Genomic DNA, 14,228 nt, shown 5'->3' with positions numbered 1-14,228 from the left:
GAGCCGGGTTGCTATAACATTGCATCTGCATTGGAAAACCGATCTGGGGGTCGACGTGCTCGGAAGATTCAAGGATCAGAAGGCTCAGGAGAACTACTTCGCCACCTACGACGCGATCTTGCGGAAGTGGCCCGTTCCGGCCGAGGATCTGGACGTCGAGACGCGGTTCGGGCCGACCAGGGTCCGGCGCAGCGGCACCGGGCAGGGCACGCCGATAGTGCTGCTGCACGGTGTCATGGGCACGTCGTTGTCCTGGTACTCCTACGTCGCCGAACTGGCCGAGCGGCACACGGTGTACGCGGTGGACACGATCGGCGAACCGGGTCGCTCGGTCCAGACGCGTCCCGTGCAGAGCGGCCAGGACCAGGCGGACTGGCTCGCCGACGTGCTCGCGGGCCTCGGCCACGAGAAGTTCCACCTCGTCGGGATCTCCCGCGGCGCCATGATCGCGCTGGACCTCGCCATGCGCTCCACCGACCGGATCGCGGGCGTGATCGCCTTCGAACCGGGGGGCTTCGGGATCATCGGGCTGCGGTTCGTCCTCTGGAGCTTCGGCCAGATGTTCCGCTGGCTGCTGCCGGCGCCGATCCTGCGCCGGATCATGTCCGGGGATCCCCACGTGCGCCGCACCCTGGCCCCGTTGCTGCTCCGCGGGCTCAAGTACAAACCGCACTTCCCGCCACTGTACGAGTTCACCGACGACCAACTGCGCGCGATCGAGGTGCCCGTCCACTTCGTGCTCGGCGAACGCTGCGCCGTCCACGACGCACGCGCGGTCGCTGCCCGCGTCGAGGCGCTCAATCCCCGCCTCCGCGCGGAGGTCGTGCCGGGGGCCACCCACGCGCTGACCATGGAGCAACCGGACCTGACGATCTCCCGGATCCTCACTCTCGTCGGGGACGACAGAGCGGACTTGCCGGAATAACACCTCGTCCACCGGCTCAGGATCTGCTGGACGGGATTCGCGGGTGCTGGCTGCTTTGCCGGGGAGTACGCCGACTATGACGATCAGATCCGTTGAGGACCGTTCAAGCACGTTCACCGTGCGGAGTTGCTCCCGACCCGCTCCGACTCCGTGCTCTTGAGGCTGATCGCCTCGAGGATGGCCCCCGCTTCCGGGCGCCGTCACCAAGGCACCGCGACTCGGCCGCTGTTCTGGCGTCGGCCGATCGCCCGGACGGCGTGTGACAACTGAGCACGTGATTTACCATGTGATCATGGCCGAGTTCACGTCTCCGACTCCTCAGGAAGCCTTCGAACTGCTGCTTTCGGGCAATCAGCGCTTCGTCGCCGGTACGCCGGAGCATCCGAACCAGGACGCGACCCGTCGCTCGGAGATCGCACCGGCCCAACGTCCGTTCGCCGTGTTGTTCGGGTGTTCGGACTCGCGGCTGGCCGCCGAGATCATCTTCGACCGCGGCCTGGGTGACCTGTTCGTGGTGCGCACGGCGGGCCACGTCGTGGGCGCCGAGGTGCTGGGCAGCATCGAGTACGGGGCGGAGGTGCTGGACTGCCCCTTGGTCGTGGTCCTCGGCCACGACGCGTGCGGCGCGGTGGGTGCCGCGTGCGCCGCACTGGACGACGGCGCCGTGCCGGGCGGGTACATCCGGGACGTCGTCGAGCGTGTGACGCCCAGCGTGCTGGCGGCGCGGGCCGCCGGGCGTCTGCAGGCCGACGAGGTTGTTGCCGAGCACGTCAGCCGCACCGTCGACCTGCTGCTCGACCGCTCCCGCCTGCTCGCCGAACGGGTGGCCGCCGGCAGGACGGCCGTGGTCGGGTTGTGCTACCGGCTTGCCGACGGCAGCGCGCACCTCGCTGCCGCTCGTGGCCTGGATGTGTCCGTCCCGGCTGTGTGACACGGCAGAGAACGTCATTCCGCCGGTCGTGGTCCTGCGGCGCGGTGGAGCCGGTTGGCGATCGCGAGTCCCAGTCCCGTCTCCACCGGCAAGGAGGCGATGATGAGGTCACACCCCTGCTGATCGAGCTCTCGCAGGAACCCGTACAGCCCACGTGCGTAGCCCGCCATCGAAGCGGGGACCTGTACCACGGCGTGCGCGTTCACCGGGGTGCCGCGGAAGGACGCGGGGAGGAGCACGCCCACCCGGTGCCCCAGCGCCTGCTCGAGTTCCGCCTCGACGACGACCTTGTCGGGATCGACGAGGATGACCCGTGCGCGCGGCGCGTAATGCGACGGGTGCTGGCCCGGCACCCTGACGCGGCTCGTCGAGTGGACCGCCGGCGGGAAACCCAGGGCTGCCTCCAGGTCTTCCCTCGTCACCCCGCCGGGCCGAAGAACGCCGGGGACGTCAGCCGTGGCGTCGACGATGGTCGACTCGACACCGACCTCGCAGGGGCCGCCGTCCAGCACGAGGTCGACGGCATCGCCGAGCTCTGAGCGGACGTGGCTCGCCGTGGTCGGGCTGACCGAGCCGAACCGGTTGGCGGACGGGGCCGCCACGCCGCCGCCGAAAGCGGACAGCAGCGCGAGCGCGACGGGATGGCCAGGCACGCGCAGTGCCACCGTCTCCAAGCCACCCGTCGCTTCCAGCGGGACCCTGCGACCGCGCCGGAGAACCAACGTCAGTGGTCCCGGCCAGAAGCGTTCGGCCAGCAGGCGCGCCGCACCAGGTACGTCTTCGGCCCAGTCGTCGAGCTGATCCGCGCTGCCGAGGTGGACAATCAACGGGTGGGAGGGCGGACGTCCCTTGACCTCGAAGACGCGCGCCACAGCGATCGGATCCTCGGCGTTCGCGCCCAGACCGTAAACGGTCTCGGTGGGGAAGGCCACCAGGCCCCCGGCGCGAAGCACGCCTGCTGCCTCTTCAGTACCACTTGTTCCTGCCGACATCCGTGCGATTCTCCCACCCGGCCTTCCTGGCCGTTCCGCCACCTCGCCTTGATCCACCCGACCGGAGAGCCGACGGCAGTTGATCCCGGGACACCCCTTGACATCTTAGTTCGTGTGCTAATGATTGGCGCACGAACTGATCAGGAAGCATCGATGGAACTGGTACCGGGCAACACCCTGATCACCGCGACTCCCGATGAGGGACGCGCTCTGGCCGTCAAACTCGCCAGGCTGACCGTGAAAGCGACCCAGTCGGACGCGGAGGTCCGCCAGCGGCTGAGGCCGGCCTACGCGGAGGACCACCACAGCTTGATCGCGATTGCCCAGGTCGTGGCGACGGAGTACGCGACCATCGCCGCGGCGAACAACCATTGGCGCTGAGGAACGGGCAGGCATGGGTGAGACCGGTGGCATGAAGGTGCACCGCATGTCGGAACAGTCGTGCTTCGCGCTCTACAGCGCGGTCAACGCCATCACCCGTGCCTACCGCCCGCTCCTGCAGCCGCTGGACCTCACCTACACGCAGTACGTCGTGATGATGACGTTGTGGGAGCAGGACGGCGTGGACTTGCGGACTCTCGCCGAGCGCACCCTGCTGGACCCGCCGACCCTGACTCCGGTGGTGAAACGGTTGGAGGCCGCGGGGTTGCTCGACAGGAGGAGAGCGGAGGACGACGAGCGCCGCCTCGTCCTGTCGGTCACCGAGGCGGGCAGGCGCCTTCAGCGCGAGGCCGGCGAGGTGCCCGAGAAGATGCTGTGCCAGATGGGTTTGTCGCCTGCCGACGAACGACAGTTGCGCGCGCTCTGCGGACAGATCAACGACGCCCTCGCGTCACGGACGGACCGCCGCGATGAGTCCGGCAGGCCGGGTGCCGACGCGGGCAGCCGGTAGACCTGCCGAACAGGTGCGCGGCAGAGGTTTCGGCCGGTCCTCGCAGTTGTAGGTCAGGAACACGTGGTGCATGGAGCCCTCCGGTCGTCGGTCCGAGGACGAACGAGACCTCTGGAACTCGGGGTTCGAGCACAACCGGTTTTCCGCGGGCCGGGAGCGGGTCGGGGCTGGTTGTGACGGTGCTGTTGGGGGCTGGCGGGTGGTCGCGCCGGGGTTGGTGGTGCAGGCGCGGCCGGGAGGTCCGCCGGCGGGCCGGTGGGTGCGGTGGAGGCGTCCCGACGGCTGGCCGGAGGCGGTGGTCGTGACTGTGCCGGTAGGGCTGGCGGATGGTCTCGCCGGGGTCAGTGGTCCCGCGGCGGCAGGGAGGCCCCACCGGCGGGCCGGAGGCCGGCCCCGACGGCGGCCACCAGCTCGTAGCTGCGGCGGCGGTCCGCGTGGTGGTAGATCGGCGAAGTGATCATCAGCTCCTCCGTGCCGGTCTCGTCGAGCACCGCCTGGAGCTTGCGCGTGATCGTCTCGGGCCCGCCGACCAGCACGCGGCCGTCGTCGGGGGAGGCGGGCATGTCGTCGGGGTGGGGCACGTCGTCGGGGTGGGGCAGCAGGATCCGCGTGCCCTCCCGGCGGCTACGGACCTTCGCCCTGATCGGCCCGGCCAGCCACTGCGCCCGCGCGTCGTCCTCCGCCGCGATCACCGAGACGCTGACCAGGTCCGCCTGGCAGGCCCGGTCGGGGCTGAGGTGCCGCGCGAACGCGAAGGGCAGGCCCAGCTCCGCCGCGAGGGCCGCGGTGGCGGGGGACGAGCCGAGCAGCCACGGCGAGGGCACGTTGCCGCCCCGCACCGGTACCGCGACGGTGCCCGCGGGGTCCAGCAACGCCAGGAGCTCCTCGAGCTGCGAGCGGTACGGCTCGCCGGTCCTGCGCAGGGACGCGACCACGTGCGGCGGCCCGCCCGGTGCCCGGCCCACGCCCAGGTCGATCCGGCCGGGGTGCAGGGCGGCGAGCGTGCCGAACTGCTCGGCCACGACGAGCGGCGGGTGGTTGGGCAGCAGCACGCCGCCCGCCCCGATGCGCAGGCGTGACGTGACCGCCGCCAGGTGCCCGGCCAGCACGGCCGGTGCGGAGCTGGCGACGCCGCGCATGCCGTGGTGCTCCGGCACCCAGTACCGGTGGAACCCCAGCTCCTCCGCCAGCTCCGCCAGGTCGACGGTGTCGCGCAGCGCCTGCCGCGGGGTCGAGCCCTGGACGACCGGAGAGGTGTCCAGCACCGACAAGCGAATCCCCATACCGCCAGAGTAGGGGTCAGCAGCGCTCGTCGGTCTGTCCCGAGTAGACGTTGCCGTCGCCCCACACCTCGCCGTACGCCCTGGTGCACTCGGTGAGCGTGTCGGTGCCCTTGGACCAGACGTCCTGCTTGTTGTAGCCGTTGACGTTGCTGCCGAAGTCGCGGGCGCCGTTGACGACCATCGCGGCACTGGAGCTGAAGCTGCCCGGCTGGGCGGCGTAGGAGTCCCACACGTAGGTGTAGGCCCAGTTCTTGCCGCAGCCCTTGAACTGCTTGACCGAGGCGATGATCGTGCCGCTCTTCTTCACGTACCCGGTGGAGCCGATCTGCACGGTGCCGGCACATCCCGGCGCCTGCTCGGCCTGGGCGGTGCCGCCGGCCGCGAGTGCCGACAGTGCCGACAACGCCACGGCGGGCAGGACCAACTTGACTTTGCGCATGTCCGCCACGGTGGTGCGGGCCGGTTAGCCGGCGGTAAATCGCCGGTGCAGGCGCTCGTCACGGTTGGGCCGTCAGGTCGGAGGGATGGGTCGCCAGCGGCGTCACCTCGACCCGCATGAACTCCCGCAGCGGCAACGAGGAGAGGAACGCGTGCAGCTCGTCGTTGGACGGCACGTCGAAGACGCAGATGTCGCCGTACTGCCCGACGACCCGCCACAGGTGCGGCAACACGCCCATCTTCTGCAGTTCCAGCGTCCGTTCCCGTTCGGCCTGCACCAGTTCGGCGCGGCGGTTCGGGTCGAGGTCGTGGGGCAGTGTCACGTCCATGCGCACGTGGAAGAGCACGGTCACCTCCGAGTGGGCGCCGCGACGGCCGCGGGGTCCGGTTCGACCCCGGCCCGCCGGGCAGGTGCGGGTCGCCGCCGTCGTGGCGCGGCGGGTGTGGCGGCCGGCTCCCGGCTCTCGGCCGAGGTGCCGCCGTGCGGTGGAATACCCGTTGCGGTCGTGATCGAAGCGGTAGCCGCGCACTACGCCGAACGTGAGGGGCGCACGGCGGCGATCGACATCGCGGCGTCGCCGGCGCGGGCCTGGCCTCCTCGCGCTGACGGGGTGTGACCGCCGTCAACTAGGATGGAGCACGTGGTAGCCCAAGGGGAGCAGCCGGCCTCGCTGGCCGAACGGCTGGACCGGCTTTTCAAAGCGGTGCGCCCGGCGGGCCGGCGCGAGTACACCTACGAAGAGGTGGCCGCCGCGATCCGCGAGGACGGCATCTCGATCTCGCACACCTACGTGTGGCAGCTGCGCAAGGGGTTGCGCGACAACCCCACCAAACGCCACCTGGAAGGCCTCGCGCACTTCTTCGGGGTCCCCGCGTCCTACTTCCTCGACGACGACACCAGCGGCGTCGACGACCAGCTCGAACTGCTGGTCGCGCTGCGGGACAGCGACGTGCGCGCGCTCGCCCTGCGCGCCTCGGGCCTGTCGCCGGCGAGCATCAAGGCCGTTCTCGGCATGGTCCAGCACGCGCGGTCGATCGAGGGGCTGCCACCGGCCGACGAGGCGGCTGGCACGACTGGCGAGGGCGGCGTGACCGGTGCGGCCGACGCGGACGAGTCGTGACGCGGTGGCGCCGCCTGCGCCGCCGGTCCCGGGAGCTGCTGGCGGGCTTCGAGGTGCCCCAGCCGTTCTCGGTCGAGGCGCTGTGCGCGCGGGTGTCCGCGCACCGGGGACGTGATCTCCACCTGCACCCGTTGCCGTACACGGGGGCGGCGGACCTGCCGTGCGGGCTGTGGGTGTCGACGGCCGGGGCCGACCACATCTTCCACGCCCGCGGTGCTTCCGCGTTGCACCAGCAGAACATCATCCTGCACGAGATCGGCCACATGCTCTGCGACCACACGCTCGCCAACGGTGACAACGGTCTCCTCGCGCTGCTCGGCGACCTCGACCCGGCGATGGTGCGGCGCGTGCTCATGCGCACCCGCTACTCGACGCCCGAGGAGCAGGAGGCGGAGATGGTCGCGGCGCTGATCCGCGAGCAGGCCGGCTGGAGCGCGGTGCCCGCACGTCCGGACGGGGTGCTCGGCGTGATCGACGAAGTGTTCGGCCTTCCCGGGAACAGGTAGCGGTCATGACCTCGCTCGAACTTCCGGCCGCGGTGTTCGCGGTGCTCGTCGTCACCTGGGGCGTCGTCCTCGTCCGCGTGCGCCTGGCCGGCCGCTCGCTGCGGGGCAGAGCGGCCGCACTGGCGTTCCTGTGCTTCGCCACCTCCGCCACGCTCGTCGTGCGGGAGCTGAGGTACGCGTTCGACCGGTTCTTCGGCGTGCCGGACCTGGCCATCCTGGTCGCGAGCGGGACGACGATCGCGGGCATCGCGTCCGCGGTCGGGTTCGGGCTGGTCGTGTCGGGCACGAAGGTCCGGGGTGTGCGGCGGACGTGGGTGGTGCTGGCCGTCGTCGCGGCGGTGGAGGTCTCGGCGTTCCTGCTCATCCCGAGGAGGCTGGACCGGCCGGACTTCGGCTACTGGCAGCCGACGCACCCCGCGACGATCGTCTTCCACCTGGTGAACATCACCTGCCTCACCGTCGCGGTGGTGATCGGAGCGGTGGCGCTGCACCCGCTGCGGCGCCGGACCCGCGGCCCGTTGCGGGTGGCGGTCTTCCTGCTGTGGCTGAGTTTCCTGTCGTTCATCGGGTACGCGGGCTGCCGGTACTGGTACGTGATCGCGTACGGGTTCGGGTTCGTGCCGCAGGGCACCCGCTACGCGACCTACGGCCTGGTCACCGAGATGGCAATGGCGCTCGGCGTGCTGCTGCTTGCCCTGGGCGGACTGGTCCAGGCCGGGGCCAACGCGGTGAGGTGGGGGCGCCGGCTGCGCGGCTACCGGCGGATCGGTCCCTTGTGGACGGAGCTGACCGGGGCCGTGCCGGAGGTGGTGCTGGGCGCCGTGCCGCGCTGGTTCGCGGGCTCGCTGGAGCTGCGGCTGTACCGGCGGACGGTGGAGATCCGCGACGCCCAGCTCGAGCTGTCCGGCCGCGTGTCGCCCGACCGGCGGGCCTGTGCGGGCAGCATCCTCGAGGAGGCGGGCGTCACCGATCCGCTCGCGCTGGACGCGTGCGTGCTGCGGATCGGTCTCGCGTCGCCGCGGGCGCTGCACCCCGCGGAGACCTCGGCGTGGTCGGCGGCGTCCGATCTGGACGACGAGCTGGCGGCGTTGCTCGCCCTGGACCGGGCACTGCGCGACCCGGTCGTGGCGGCGGCGGCCGAGCGGAGCCTCACGCCCCTGTGACGCCGTCGATGCCTTCGCGCAGGAAGTCCGCGTGGCCGTTGTGCCGCGCGTACTCGTGGCAGAGGTGGTGCATGACCAGCCGCAGCGACACGTGCGCCGCCCAGCGCGGCTGGTAGCCCGTGACGTCCAGCGAAACGGCCTCGCGCTCGATCCTGCGCGCGTGCTCGACCTCCGCCAGCCAGGCCGCGAAAGCCTCGCCGCGCGTGGAGGCCCCGGCGTCGTAGGCCGCCTGGTAGTCGCCGTCGGCCGACCACACCAGCGGCACGTCCTCGCCGTTGATCACCTTGCGGAACCAGGTGCGCTCCACCTCCGCCATGTGCCGCACGAGCCCCAGCAACGTCAGCGCGGACGGCGGCATCGAGCGGCGGCGCAGGTCCTCGTCGGACAGGCCCTCGCACTTCACCGCGAGGGTGGCGCGGTGGAAGTCGAGGTAGGCGCGCAGGGTCTCGCGTTCGCCGCCCTGCAACGGGGGGCTGGGGCGTTCGGTGGTCATGGCGCCAGTCTGGGGTGCCGCGACGGTCTCGCGCACTCGCGATTCCCACCTGGATGGTGCCGGCAGGCGAGACTCGCGACACCGAGGACCTGGTGCGGGAGGTCTGGCGGCTCGCCGATCGGGAGGCCGTGCTGAACCCGAGGCGTACCTGGCGACGGCCACCACCCGGCTCGCGGCCAACGAGTCGCAGACCGCGCGGGCCCGCTGCCGGAATAACCCGCGGCGGTGGACGTTGTACGCGCCGGAAGGAGAGTCATGAGGGACAACGACTTCGCGGTGCACGACAGCACGGGGTACGACTTCAACGCCTACCAGCGCAACGGCGAGGTGGCGGCCGACCGCTGGGTGACCGCGATGCGCCTGTTCGACCCGGGGCACGTGGACACGCCGGCCGAGAAGTGGGAGCGGGCCCGGCTGCTGTTCGACAGCAGGGACTACATCAAGGCCGCTCAGCTGCTGGCCGAGGTGGCCGCCGAGGTGCCGTTCCAGACGGACCTCCGGCTGCTGCTCGCCCGCGCCTACTACCACTCGGCGCAGCTCGGCAAGGCCGAGGCGCAGCTCCGCGTGATCGTGGACCGCGACCCGGTCGAGCACTACGCGCACCTGCTGCTCGGGCGCACGCTGGAGCGGCAGGGACGGGCCGAGGAGGCCGCGCCGTGGCTGCGCCTGGCCGCCGCTTTCGGTGGCGAGACGGCCGACATCTAGAGGCGTGCCGCGTGACGTTGACGGGTGGTCGATGACGGATAGGCTCGAAGCCGTGCACCGCAGCAGGCTCTTCGGGATCTTCATCGACACACCCGTCGCGCAGGCCGGTTCGGCCGCGAGCTTCTGGTCCGCCGCACTGGGTGTGCCGGCGCGTCCGGTGGCGGGCGAGGAGCAGTTCACGGCTCTGGACGGCGCCGTACCCGGTTTGACCGTCGACGTCCAGGCGGTCGACGACGCGCCGCGCTACCACGTCGACATCGAGACCGACGACGTGCCGGCCGAGGTCGCCCGCCTGACCGCGCTGGGCGCGGAACCGGTCTCCCGCTGGCTGGACTGCCACACGCTGCGCGCACCCGGCGGCCATCTGCTCTGCGTGGTGCCAGTGCACAGCGACCAGGAGACGTTCGAAAGGCTGGCTCGAACCTGGCCGTGAGCCCGGACGCGAGCCTCTCCTGTCTCCGGAGGCCGCTCTCGGTCTCCCGTCAGGTGCCCAAGCCCCGGTCGATGGCGTCGGCGTGGTCCCCCAACCAGATGATCTCGTTGTGCAGCCAGGTTCCGGGACCGGCGACGCGCCCGGCACGGGCGTGGAAGTCGCGTTCTGCCTCGACTCTGGCAACGATGCGCCGGCCGAAGCTCTGGCGCCGCGGGTGTTCCAGCCCGTAGGCGTCGAGGAACGTGCGCAGGAGACCCACCTGGTGGTCGAGGTGTCTGACTATGTCGGCGCCGAGCAGCCACAACCAGGCGGCGTAGGCGAGGTCGCGCGTGCGGGGGCCGGGGGCGCCTTGGTCGAAGTCGAAGGCGGACACCGGGAGGCCATCGGCGAACGCGACGTTGAGTGGGGAGAAGTCGTTGTGGCACACCGTCTCCTCACCGCCCGCAAGCGGTGTGCCGGCGGTCGCGTCGTGCAATCGGCGCAGCAGCCGTGCCGCGGCGGTGATCTGGGCGGGTGACCACTCGCGGGCCCGGAAGGCGGTCAGCGTCGCACCCTGCTGGAAGCTGAGGACCTCGCGGCCCTCGGCGTCGATTCCGAGCAGCCGCGGTGCGGCCTCGCAGCCGACGTCCTCCAGGTGCCGGAGCAACCGGTGCACGAACGGTGAATGCGGCCCGACCGGCCGTCGCACGGTGTCCCCGACCCGGACCACCCCTTGCGTGATCCGGCCTCCGGTCAACGGGATCTCCGGTTCCCGCTCCGCTTCCGCCATCCCGTGCAGAACCACTCGCACTCCTCGTGGTTGTCTTCAATCCTCGGTGCGCTCATCAGACCGGAACCGGACGAGCGCCGTCCAACAACCGACACGCCGACAGAAGACAACCGGGAGTTGTTGATGGAGCTCGACCTCGGTGCCGTCCGGACCTTCCTCGCCGTGGTCGACGACGAGCACTTCACCGAGGCGGCCGACCGCCTGGGCATGAGCCAGCAGGCGGTGTCCAAGAGGATCGCCAGGCTGGAGGCCGACCTGGGCGTCACCCTGCTGAGCCGGTCCCGCACCGGAGCCAGGCCCACCGAGGACGGCGCGGCGTTCCTCCCGCACGCCCGCGCGCTGGTCAGCCTGGCCGACCAAGCCGTCGCGATGTTCCGCGCGCGCCGCCGCCCCCTGCGCATCGACGTGCTAGCCCGCGTCGCGGCGCCGATCGACGTGGTCCGGTCCTTCCACGACGCCGGTGACGTGGACGTCGACATGGTCGTGTCCCGGGGCGCCGTCTGCCGGTGGACGGCACTTGCCGAAGGGTCGGTCGACGTCGCCTTCGGCCGCGTCACCGAGCCCCTCCCGCCGGGGATCCGGCGCATCCCCGCCTGCCTGGAGCCCATCCCCGTCCTGGTCGGCCGCCGGCACCGGCTCGCCGGGTGCGAGCGCGTGCCGATGGCAGCGCTGGCGGGCCTGACGGCGTGGATGCCGGGCAACACCGGCGACAGCGAATGGGCGGAGTACTACCGATTCCTCGGCGCTGAGTCCGGCGTCCGGATCGACAGTTCCGGCCCGGTGTTCGGCGGTGAGCACGTCATGGACGAGATCGGGGCCTCGGACGACCTCATCACCTTCGGGAACACGAGGCAGTTCCCGGTGCGTCCGGACGTGGTCCAGCTCTCCGTCACCGATCCCACGCCGGTCTACCCCTGGTCGCTGCTGTGGCACGAGGCGAACCGCCACCCGTCGCTGCCGCTGTTCATCGCCCACGTGCAGGCCGGCTACCGCCCCGTCGCCGCAGGGAGCCGATGGCTGCCGGCGCCCGACCACGCGCTGTTCCCCGCCGGTCCCGGGAACAGCTGACGACCGCGCGGCATCGAGACCGCTGAGGCGTCGCCGTCGCTAGCTCGGGTCCAGCCTGGCGAACGCGCGCAGCAGCCCCGGCGCGACCCGGCCGGCCAGCCGCGCCGCCTTGGCCTCCACCGTCACCGGCACCACCGGCCGGTTGCGGCGCACCGCCCGCACGATCTCGGCGGCCACGCCTTCCGGGCCGAAGCCGCGCCGGGCGTAGATGCGCGAGGCGCGGTCCTGCTTGCGGCGTTCCTCGTCGGCGCTGACACCCGAGAACGTCGCGGTGGCGGTGATGTTCGTGGCCACGATGCCGGGGCAGACCGCGGTGACGCCGATGGCGTGCGGCTCCAGCTCGGCCCGCAGGCACTCCGAGAGCATGAACACCGCGGCCTTGCTGGTGGCGTACGCGGAGAGGATCTTCGACGGCAGGTAGGCCGCCACCGAGGACAGGTTCACGATGTGGCCGCCCTCTCCGCGTTCGACCATCAGCTCGCCGAACGCGCGGCAGCCGTGCACGACGCCCCACAGGTTCACGTCCAGAACCCGTTGCCACTGCTGCGTCGTCGTCGACAGGAACGAGCCGGCGTGGGCGATGCCGGCGTTGTTCACGACGACGTCGGGCACGCCGTGCTCGTCGGCGACCTGCCGGGCCCAGGCCCGGACCGCCTCCTCGGAGCGCACGTCCACCTGGTAGGCGTGACCGCCGGCCAGTCGTGCGGTCTCCTCGGCCCCGGGGAGGTCCACATCGGACACCACGACGCGGGCGCCCGCCCCGGCGAAGGCGAGCGCGGTCGCCCTGCCGATGCCGCTGCCACCGCCGGTGATCACGGCGAGCTCGCGCGGGGGAGCGGAGTCCTCGACGAACTCGCTGATCATCCTGGCGAGCGGTGCCGGGTGGCTGAGCGGGGCCCAGTGGCCGGCGGTGATCCTGCGGCGGCGAAGCCGCGGCACCCAGCGTTCGAGGGGGAGCGGTTCGGTGCGGACGTAGTGGTCGCGGGTCGGCTGGACCACCTGCACCGGCATGGGGGCGACGCGGTGCCGCGGCGCGCGCATGACCTGGCGGATGTTCGCCCGGTACAACGAGATCCCGCGCACCGCGTCGGACGCGAGCGTCGGGGCCGGGGTGGCGCGGACGCCTTCGAGCCGCCGCAGGAAGTCTCCCCAGCGGGGCGCGAGGTACAGGCGCCAGAACAGGGCGGGCAGCACCGGCAGGTGGAACGCGCCGATGTACCAGGAGCGCAAGAACTGCCGGACGTGCGCGACCGACAGCCCGCGGCGCGACCAGTGGCCCATGTGGTCGAGGCAGGGGCCGGAGATCGAGGTGAACGTCGCGATGCGCGCGCCGGGCGTGGTCACGGCCTCCCACGACTGGACGGAGCCCCAGTCGTGGCCGACGAGGTGCACCGGCTCGTCCGGGCTCACCGCGTCGATCACCGCGAACAGGTCGCGGGCGAGGTGCTCCAGCCGGTACCCGTCCTCGGTGGACGGGGCGGTGGACTCGCCGGCGCCCCGCACGTCGTAGGTGACGACGCGGAAGTCCTCCTCCAGCAGCGCGGCCACGCGGTCCCAGACGGCCTGCGTGTCCGGGTACCCGTGGACCAGGACCACGACGGGCCCCGACGTGCCGCGCACCCGCACCGCGAGTTCGACTTCTCCGGAACGCACCTTCACGGTTCCTCCACGACGAGCCGGTCGGCCTGCCCACCCGGGCCCATCCGCCGATCGGTCGGCGGACACGTCCGGGGTACCCCGCCGCGGCGCCGTCCGTCCGGCACGTGAGGTGGAACGAGGTCCACCGCGTGCCTCCGGCGATTGCTACGCCCGCGTAGCTTTGTAAAAGCTACGCCACCGTAGCAATATGGGGCGGTGAGCACAACGCGCCGGAAGTACGCCCGCCGCCTGCCTCCGCAGGAGCGCCGCGAGCAGCTCCTGGACGCCGCCCTGGCCCTGATCCCGGCGGGGTTCGACGCCGTGACCATGGAGTCCGTCGCCAACCGGGCGCAGGTGACCAAGCCCGTGCTCTACGACCTGTTCGCCAACCGCGGCGAGCTGATCGGCGCCCTGCTCGAACGCGAGGCGGCGCGCGCCACCGGCCAGGTCCTCGCCGCCCTGCCCACCGACTTCGCCACCCGCTCGCCGGACGACGCCTTCGCCGACGCCGTCCGCGTCTTCGTGAACGCCGTCGTGCAGGCCCCCGACCGCTGGCGCCTGGTGCTCCTCCCGCCCGAGGGCACGCCCCGCGAGTTCCGCGCCCAGGTCGAGCTGGTGCGCGCGGGTGTCCTGGCGCAGATCGAGGACCTGGCCGCACTGGGCCTGAAGGAACTGGGCCTGAAGGAATTGGGCCTGGAGGAGCTCGACGGCCTGGACGCGGAACTGCTGGGCCACGCGATGCTCGCGCTGGCCGAGATGTCCGGCCGGCTCGTGCTGACCGACCCCGGGAAGTTCACGCCGGACCGGCTGGTGGCCTTCGTGTCCCGGATCGCCCACGGCCTGCGCTGAGCACCCGCGCCTCCGTGACGAC

18 protein-coding genes are annotated in these 14,228 nt (G+C 71.7%); 11 read left to right on the top strand and 7 right to left on the bottom strand.

Going from position 1 to position 14,228, the window contains the following annotated elements:
• The first annotated feature begins 55 nt into the window (after positions 1-55).
• Both BMW88_RS19520 and BMW88_RS19515 read left to right on the top strand, forming a co-directional pair.
• A complete protein-coding gene (locus BMW88_RS19520) occupies positions 56-925 on the top strand; it encodes an alpha/beta fold hydrolase (protein WP_089952538.1) in 870 nt (289 codons plus the stop codon).
• A 292-nt stretch (positions 926-1,217) separates the two neighbouring features.
• Positions 1,218-1,856, top strand: a complete 639-nt coding sequence (locus BMW88_RS19515; protein WP_089952724.1) for a carbonic anhydrase — start codon at positions 1,218-1,220, stop codon at positions 1,854-1,856.
• 14 nt (positions 1,857-1,870) lie between these two features.
• On the opposite strand, the gene BMW88_RS19510 is transcribed toward BMW88_RS19515, so the two are convergent.
• Positions 1,871-2,848 carry an L-threonylcarbamoyladenylate synthase gene (locus BMW88_RS19510; RefSeq protein WP_089952536.1) on the bottom strand — a complete coding sequence of 326 codons (978 nt, stop codon included), beginning with the start codon at positions 2,846-2,848 and terminating at the stop codon, positions 1,871-1,873.
• A 153-nt stretch (positions 2,849-3,001) separates the two neighbouring features.
• Here BMW88_RS19510 and BMW88_RS19505 point away from each other — a divergent pair, with 153 nt between their 5' ends.
• Positions 3,002-3,229 (top strand): hexameric tyrosine-coordinated heme protein, encoded by a 228-nt coding sequence (locus tag BMW88_RS19505; RefSeq protein ID WP_089952534.1) that lies wholly within the window; start codon positions 3,002-3,004, stop codon positions 3,227-3,229.
• A 13-nt stretch (positions 3,230-3,242) separates the two neighbouring features.
• On the top strand, positions 3,243-3,740 hold the full coding sequence (locus BMW88_RS19500; protein ID WP_089952532.1) for a MarR family winged helix-turn-helix transcriptional regulator: 498 nt from the start codon (positions 3,243-3,245) through the stop codon (positions 3,738-3,740).
• 341 nt (positions 3,741-4,081) lie between these two features.
• Here BMW88_RS19500 and BMW88_RS19495 read toward each other — a convergent pair whose 3' ends face one another.
• From BMW88_RS19495 to BMW88_RS19485, 3 genes are read right to left on the bottom strand one after another with little or no spacing between them, the layout of a single operon-like run.
• Positions 4,082-5,023: an LLM class flavin-dependent oxidoreductase gene (locus BMW88_RS19495; RefSeq protein WP_089952530.1), complete on the bottom strand. Its 942-nt coding sequence runs from the start codon at positions 5,021-5,023 to the stop codon at positions 4,082-4,084.
• Between the two features lie 16 nt (positions 5,024-5,039).
• Positions 5,040-5,462: a hypothetical protein gene (locus tag BMW88_RS19490; RefSeq protein ID WP_143116150.1), complete on the bottom strand. Its 423-nt coding sequence runs from the start codon at positions 5,460-5,462 to the stop codon at positions 5,040-5,042.
• Between the two features lie 58 nt (positions 5,463-5,520).
• Positions 5,521-5,808, bottom strand: coding sequence for a muconolactone Delta-isomerase (locus BMW88_RS19485; protein ID WP_089952722.1), 288 nt, complete (start codon positions 5,806-5,808; stop codon positions 5,521-5,523).
• 294 nt (positions 5,809-6,102) lie between these two features.
• Between BMW88_RS19485 and BMW88_RS19480 the strand changes: the two genes are divergently transcribed.
• From BMW88_RS19480 to BMW88_RS19470, 3 genes are read left to right on the top strand one after another with little or no spacing between them, the layout of a single operon-like run.
• Positions 6,103-6,582, top strand: a complete 480-nt coding sequence (locus tag BMW88_RS19480; protein ID WP_245777917.1) for an XRE family transcriptional regulator — start codon at positions 6,103-6,105, stop codon at positions 6,580-6,582.
• Positions 6,579-7,088, top strand: a complete 510-nt coding sequence (locus BMW88_RS19475) for a hypothetical protein (protein WP_143116149.1) — start codon at positions 6,579-6,581, stop codon at positions 7,086-7,088. The genes BMW88_RS19480 and BMW88_RS19475 overlap by 4 nt, the downstream gene beginning before the upstream one ends.
• Before the next feature lie 5 nt (positions 7,089-7,093).
• Positions 7,094-8,251 (top strand): MAB_1171c family putative transporter, encoded by a 1,158-nt coding sequence (locus BMW88_RS19470; protein ID WP_089952525.1) that lies wholly within the window; start codon positions 7,094-7,096, stop codon positions 8,249-8,251.
• Here the strand turns inward: BMW88_RS19470 and BMW88_RS19465 are convergent.
• On the bottom strand, positions 8,238-8,744 hold the full coding sequence (locus BMW88_RS19465; RefSeq protein ID WP_089952718.1) for a DinB family protein: 507 nt from the start codon (positions 8,742-8,744) through the stop codon (positions 8,238-8,240). The genes BMW88_RS19470 and BMW88_RS19465 overlap by 14 nt on opposite strands.
• 255 nt (positions 8,745-8,999) lie before the next feature.
• Here BMW88_RS19465 and BMW88_RS19460 point away from each other — a divergent pair, with 255 nt between their 5' ends.
• Together BMW88_RS19460 and BMW88_RS19455 are read left to right on the top strand one after the other, a co-directional pair.
• Positions 9,000-9,449 (top strand): tetratricopeptide repeat protein, encoded by a 450-nt coding sequence (locus BMW88_RS19460; RefSeq protein ID WP_089952523.1) that lies wholly within the window; start codon positions 9,000-9,002, stop codon positions 9,447-9,449.
• A 31-nt stretch (positions 9,450-9,480) separates the two neighbouring features.
• Positions 9,481-9,882 (top strand): VOC family protein, encoded by a 402-nt coding sequence (locus BMW88_RS19455; RefSeq protein WP_218148132.1) that lies wholly within the window; start codon positions 9,481-9,483, stop codon positions 9,880-9,882.
• Positions 9,883-9,931: 49 nt separating this feature from the next.
• Here the strand turns inward: BMW88_RS19455 and BMW88_RS42815 are convergent, their stop codons facing one another.
• Complete coding sequence (locus BMW88_RS42815; protein WP_218148131.1) at positions 9,932-10,666, bottom strand: aminoglycoside phosphotransferase family protein; 735 nt, start codon at positions 10,664-10,666, stop codon at positions 9,932-9,934.
• Between the two features lie 108 nt (positions 10,667-10,774).
• Between BMW88_RS42815 and BMW88_RS19445 the strand changes: the two genes are divergently transcribed.
• Positions 10,775-11,719, top strand: coding sequence for a LysR family transcriptional regulator (locus BMW88_RS19445; RefSeq protein ID WP_089952521.1), 945 nt, complete (start codon positions 10,775-10,777; stop codon positions 11,717-11,719).
• 39 nt (positions 11,720-11,758) lie between these two features.
• Here BMW88_RS19445 and BMW88_RS19440 read toward each other — a convergent pair whose 3' ends face one another.
• Positions 11,759-13,378 carry an SDR family oxidoreductase gene (locus BMW88_RS19440; protein ID WP_089952519.1) on the bottom strand — a complete coding sequence of 540 codons (1,620 nt, stop codon included), beginning with the start codon at positions 13,376-13,378 and terminating at the stop codon, positions 11,759-11,761.
• A 195-nt stretch (positions 13,379-13,573) separates the two neighbouring features.
• Here BMW88_RS19440 and BMW88_RS19435 point away from each other — a divergent pair, with 195 nt between their 5' ends.
• On the top strand, positions 13,574-14,206 hold the full coding sequence (locus BMW88_RS19435) for a TetR/AcrR family transcriptional regulator (protein ID WP_089952517.1): 633 nt from the start codon (positions 13,574-13,576) through the stop codon (positions 14,204-14,206).
• The last annotated feature ends 22 nt before the right edge of the window (positions 14,207-14,228 follow it).

The sequence above is a fragment of the Lentzea xinjiangensis genome, assembly GCF_900110955.1.
GTDB lineage: Bacteria > Actinomycetota > Actinomycetes > Mycobacteriales > Pseudonocardiaceae > Lentzea > Lentzea xinjiangensis.
This window is presented reverse-complemented; position numbering and strand designations above follow the sequence as displayed.

Coding starts and splice junctions, on each gene's coding strand:
- BMW88_RS19515 (WP_089952724.1), top strand. CDS start 1,218: ATGGCCGAGTTCACGTCTCCGACTCCTCAGGAAGCCTTCGAACTGCTG.
- BMW88_RS19510 (WP_089952536.1), bottom strand. CDS start 2,848: ATGTCGGCAGGAACAAGTGGTACTGAAGAGGCAGCAGGCGTGCTTCGC.
- BMW88_RS19505 (WP_089952534.1), top strand. CDS start 3,002: ATGGAACTGGTACCGGGCAACACCCTGATCACCGCGACTCCCGATGAG.
- BMW88_RS19500 (WP_089952532.1), top strand. CDS start 3,243: ATGGGTGAGACCGGTGGCATGAAGGTGCACCGCATGTCGGAACAGTCG.
- BMW88_RS19495 (WP_089952530.1), bottom strand. CDS start 5,023: ATGGGGATTCGCTTGTCGGTGCTGGACACCTCTCCGGTCGTCCAGGGC.
- BMW88_RS19490 (WP_143116150.1), bottom strand. CDS start 5,462: ATGCGCAAAGTCAAGTTGGTCCTGCCCGCCGTGGCGTTGTCGGCACTG.
- BMW88_RS19470 (WP_089952525.1), top strand. CDS start 7,094: ATGACCTCGCTCGAACTTCCGGCCGCGGTGTTCGCGGTGCTCGTCGTC.
- BMW88_RS19465 (WP_089952718.1), bottom strand. CDS start 8,744: ATGACCACCGAACGCCCCAGCCCCCCGTTGCAGGGCGGCGAACGCGAG.
- BMW88_RS19460 (WP_089952523.1), top strand. CDS start 9,000: ATGAGGGACAACGACTTCGCGGTGCACGACAGCACGGGGTACGACTTC.
- BMW88_RS19455 (WP_218148132.1), top strand. CDS start 9,481: ATGACGGATAGGCTCGAAGCCGTGCACCGCAGCAGGCTCTTCGGGATC.
- BMW88_RS19445 (WP_089952521.1), top strand. CDS start 10,775: ATGGAGCTCGACCTCGGTGCCGTCCGGACCTTCCTCGCCGTGGTCGAC.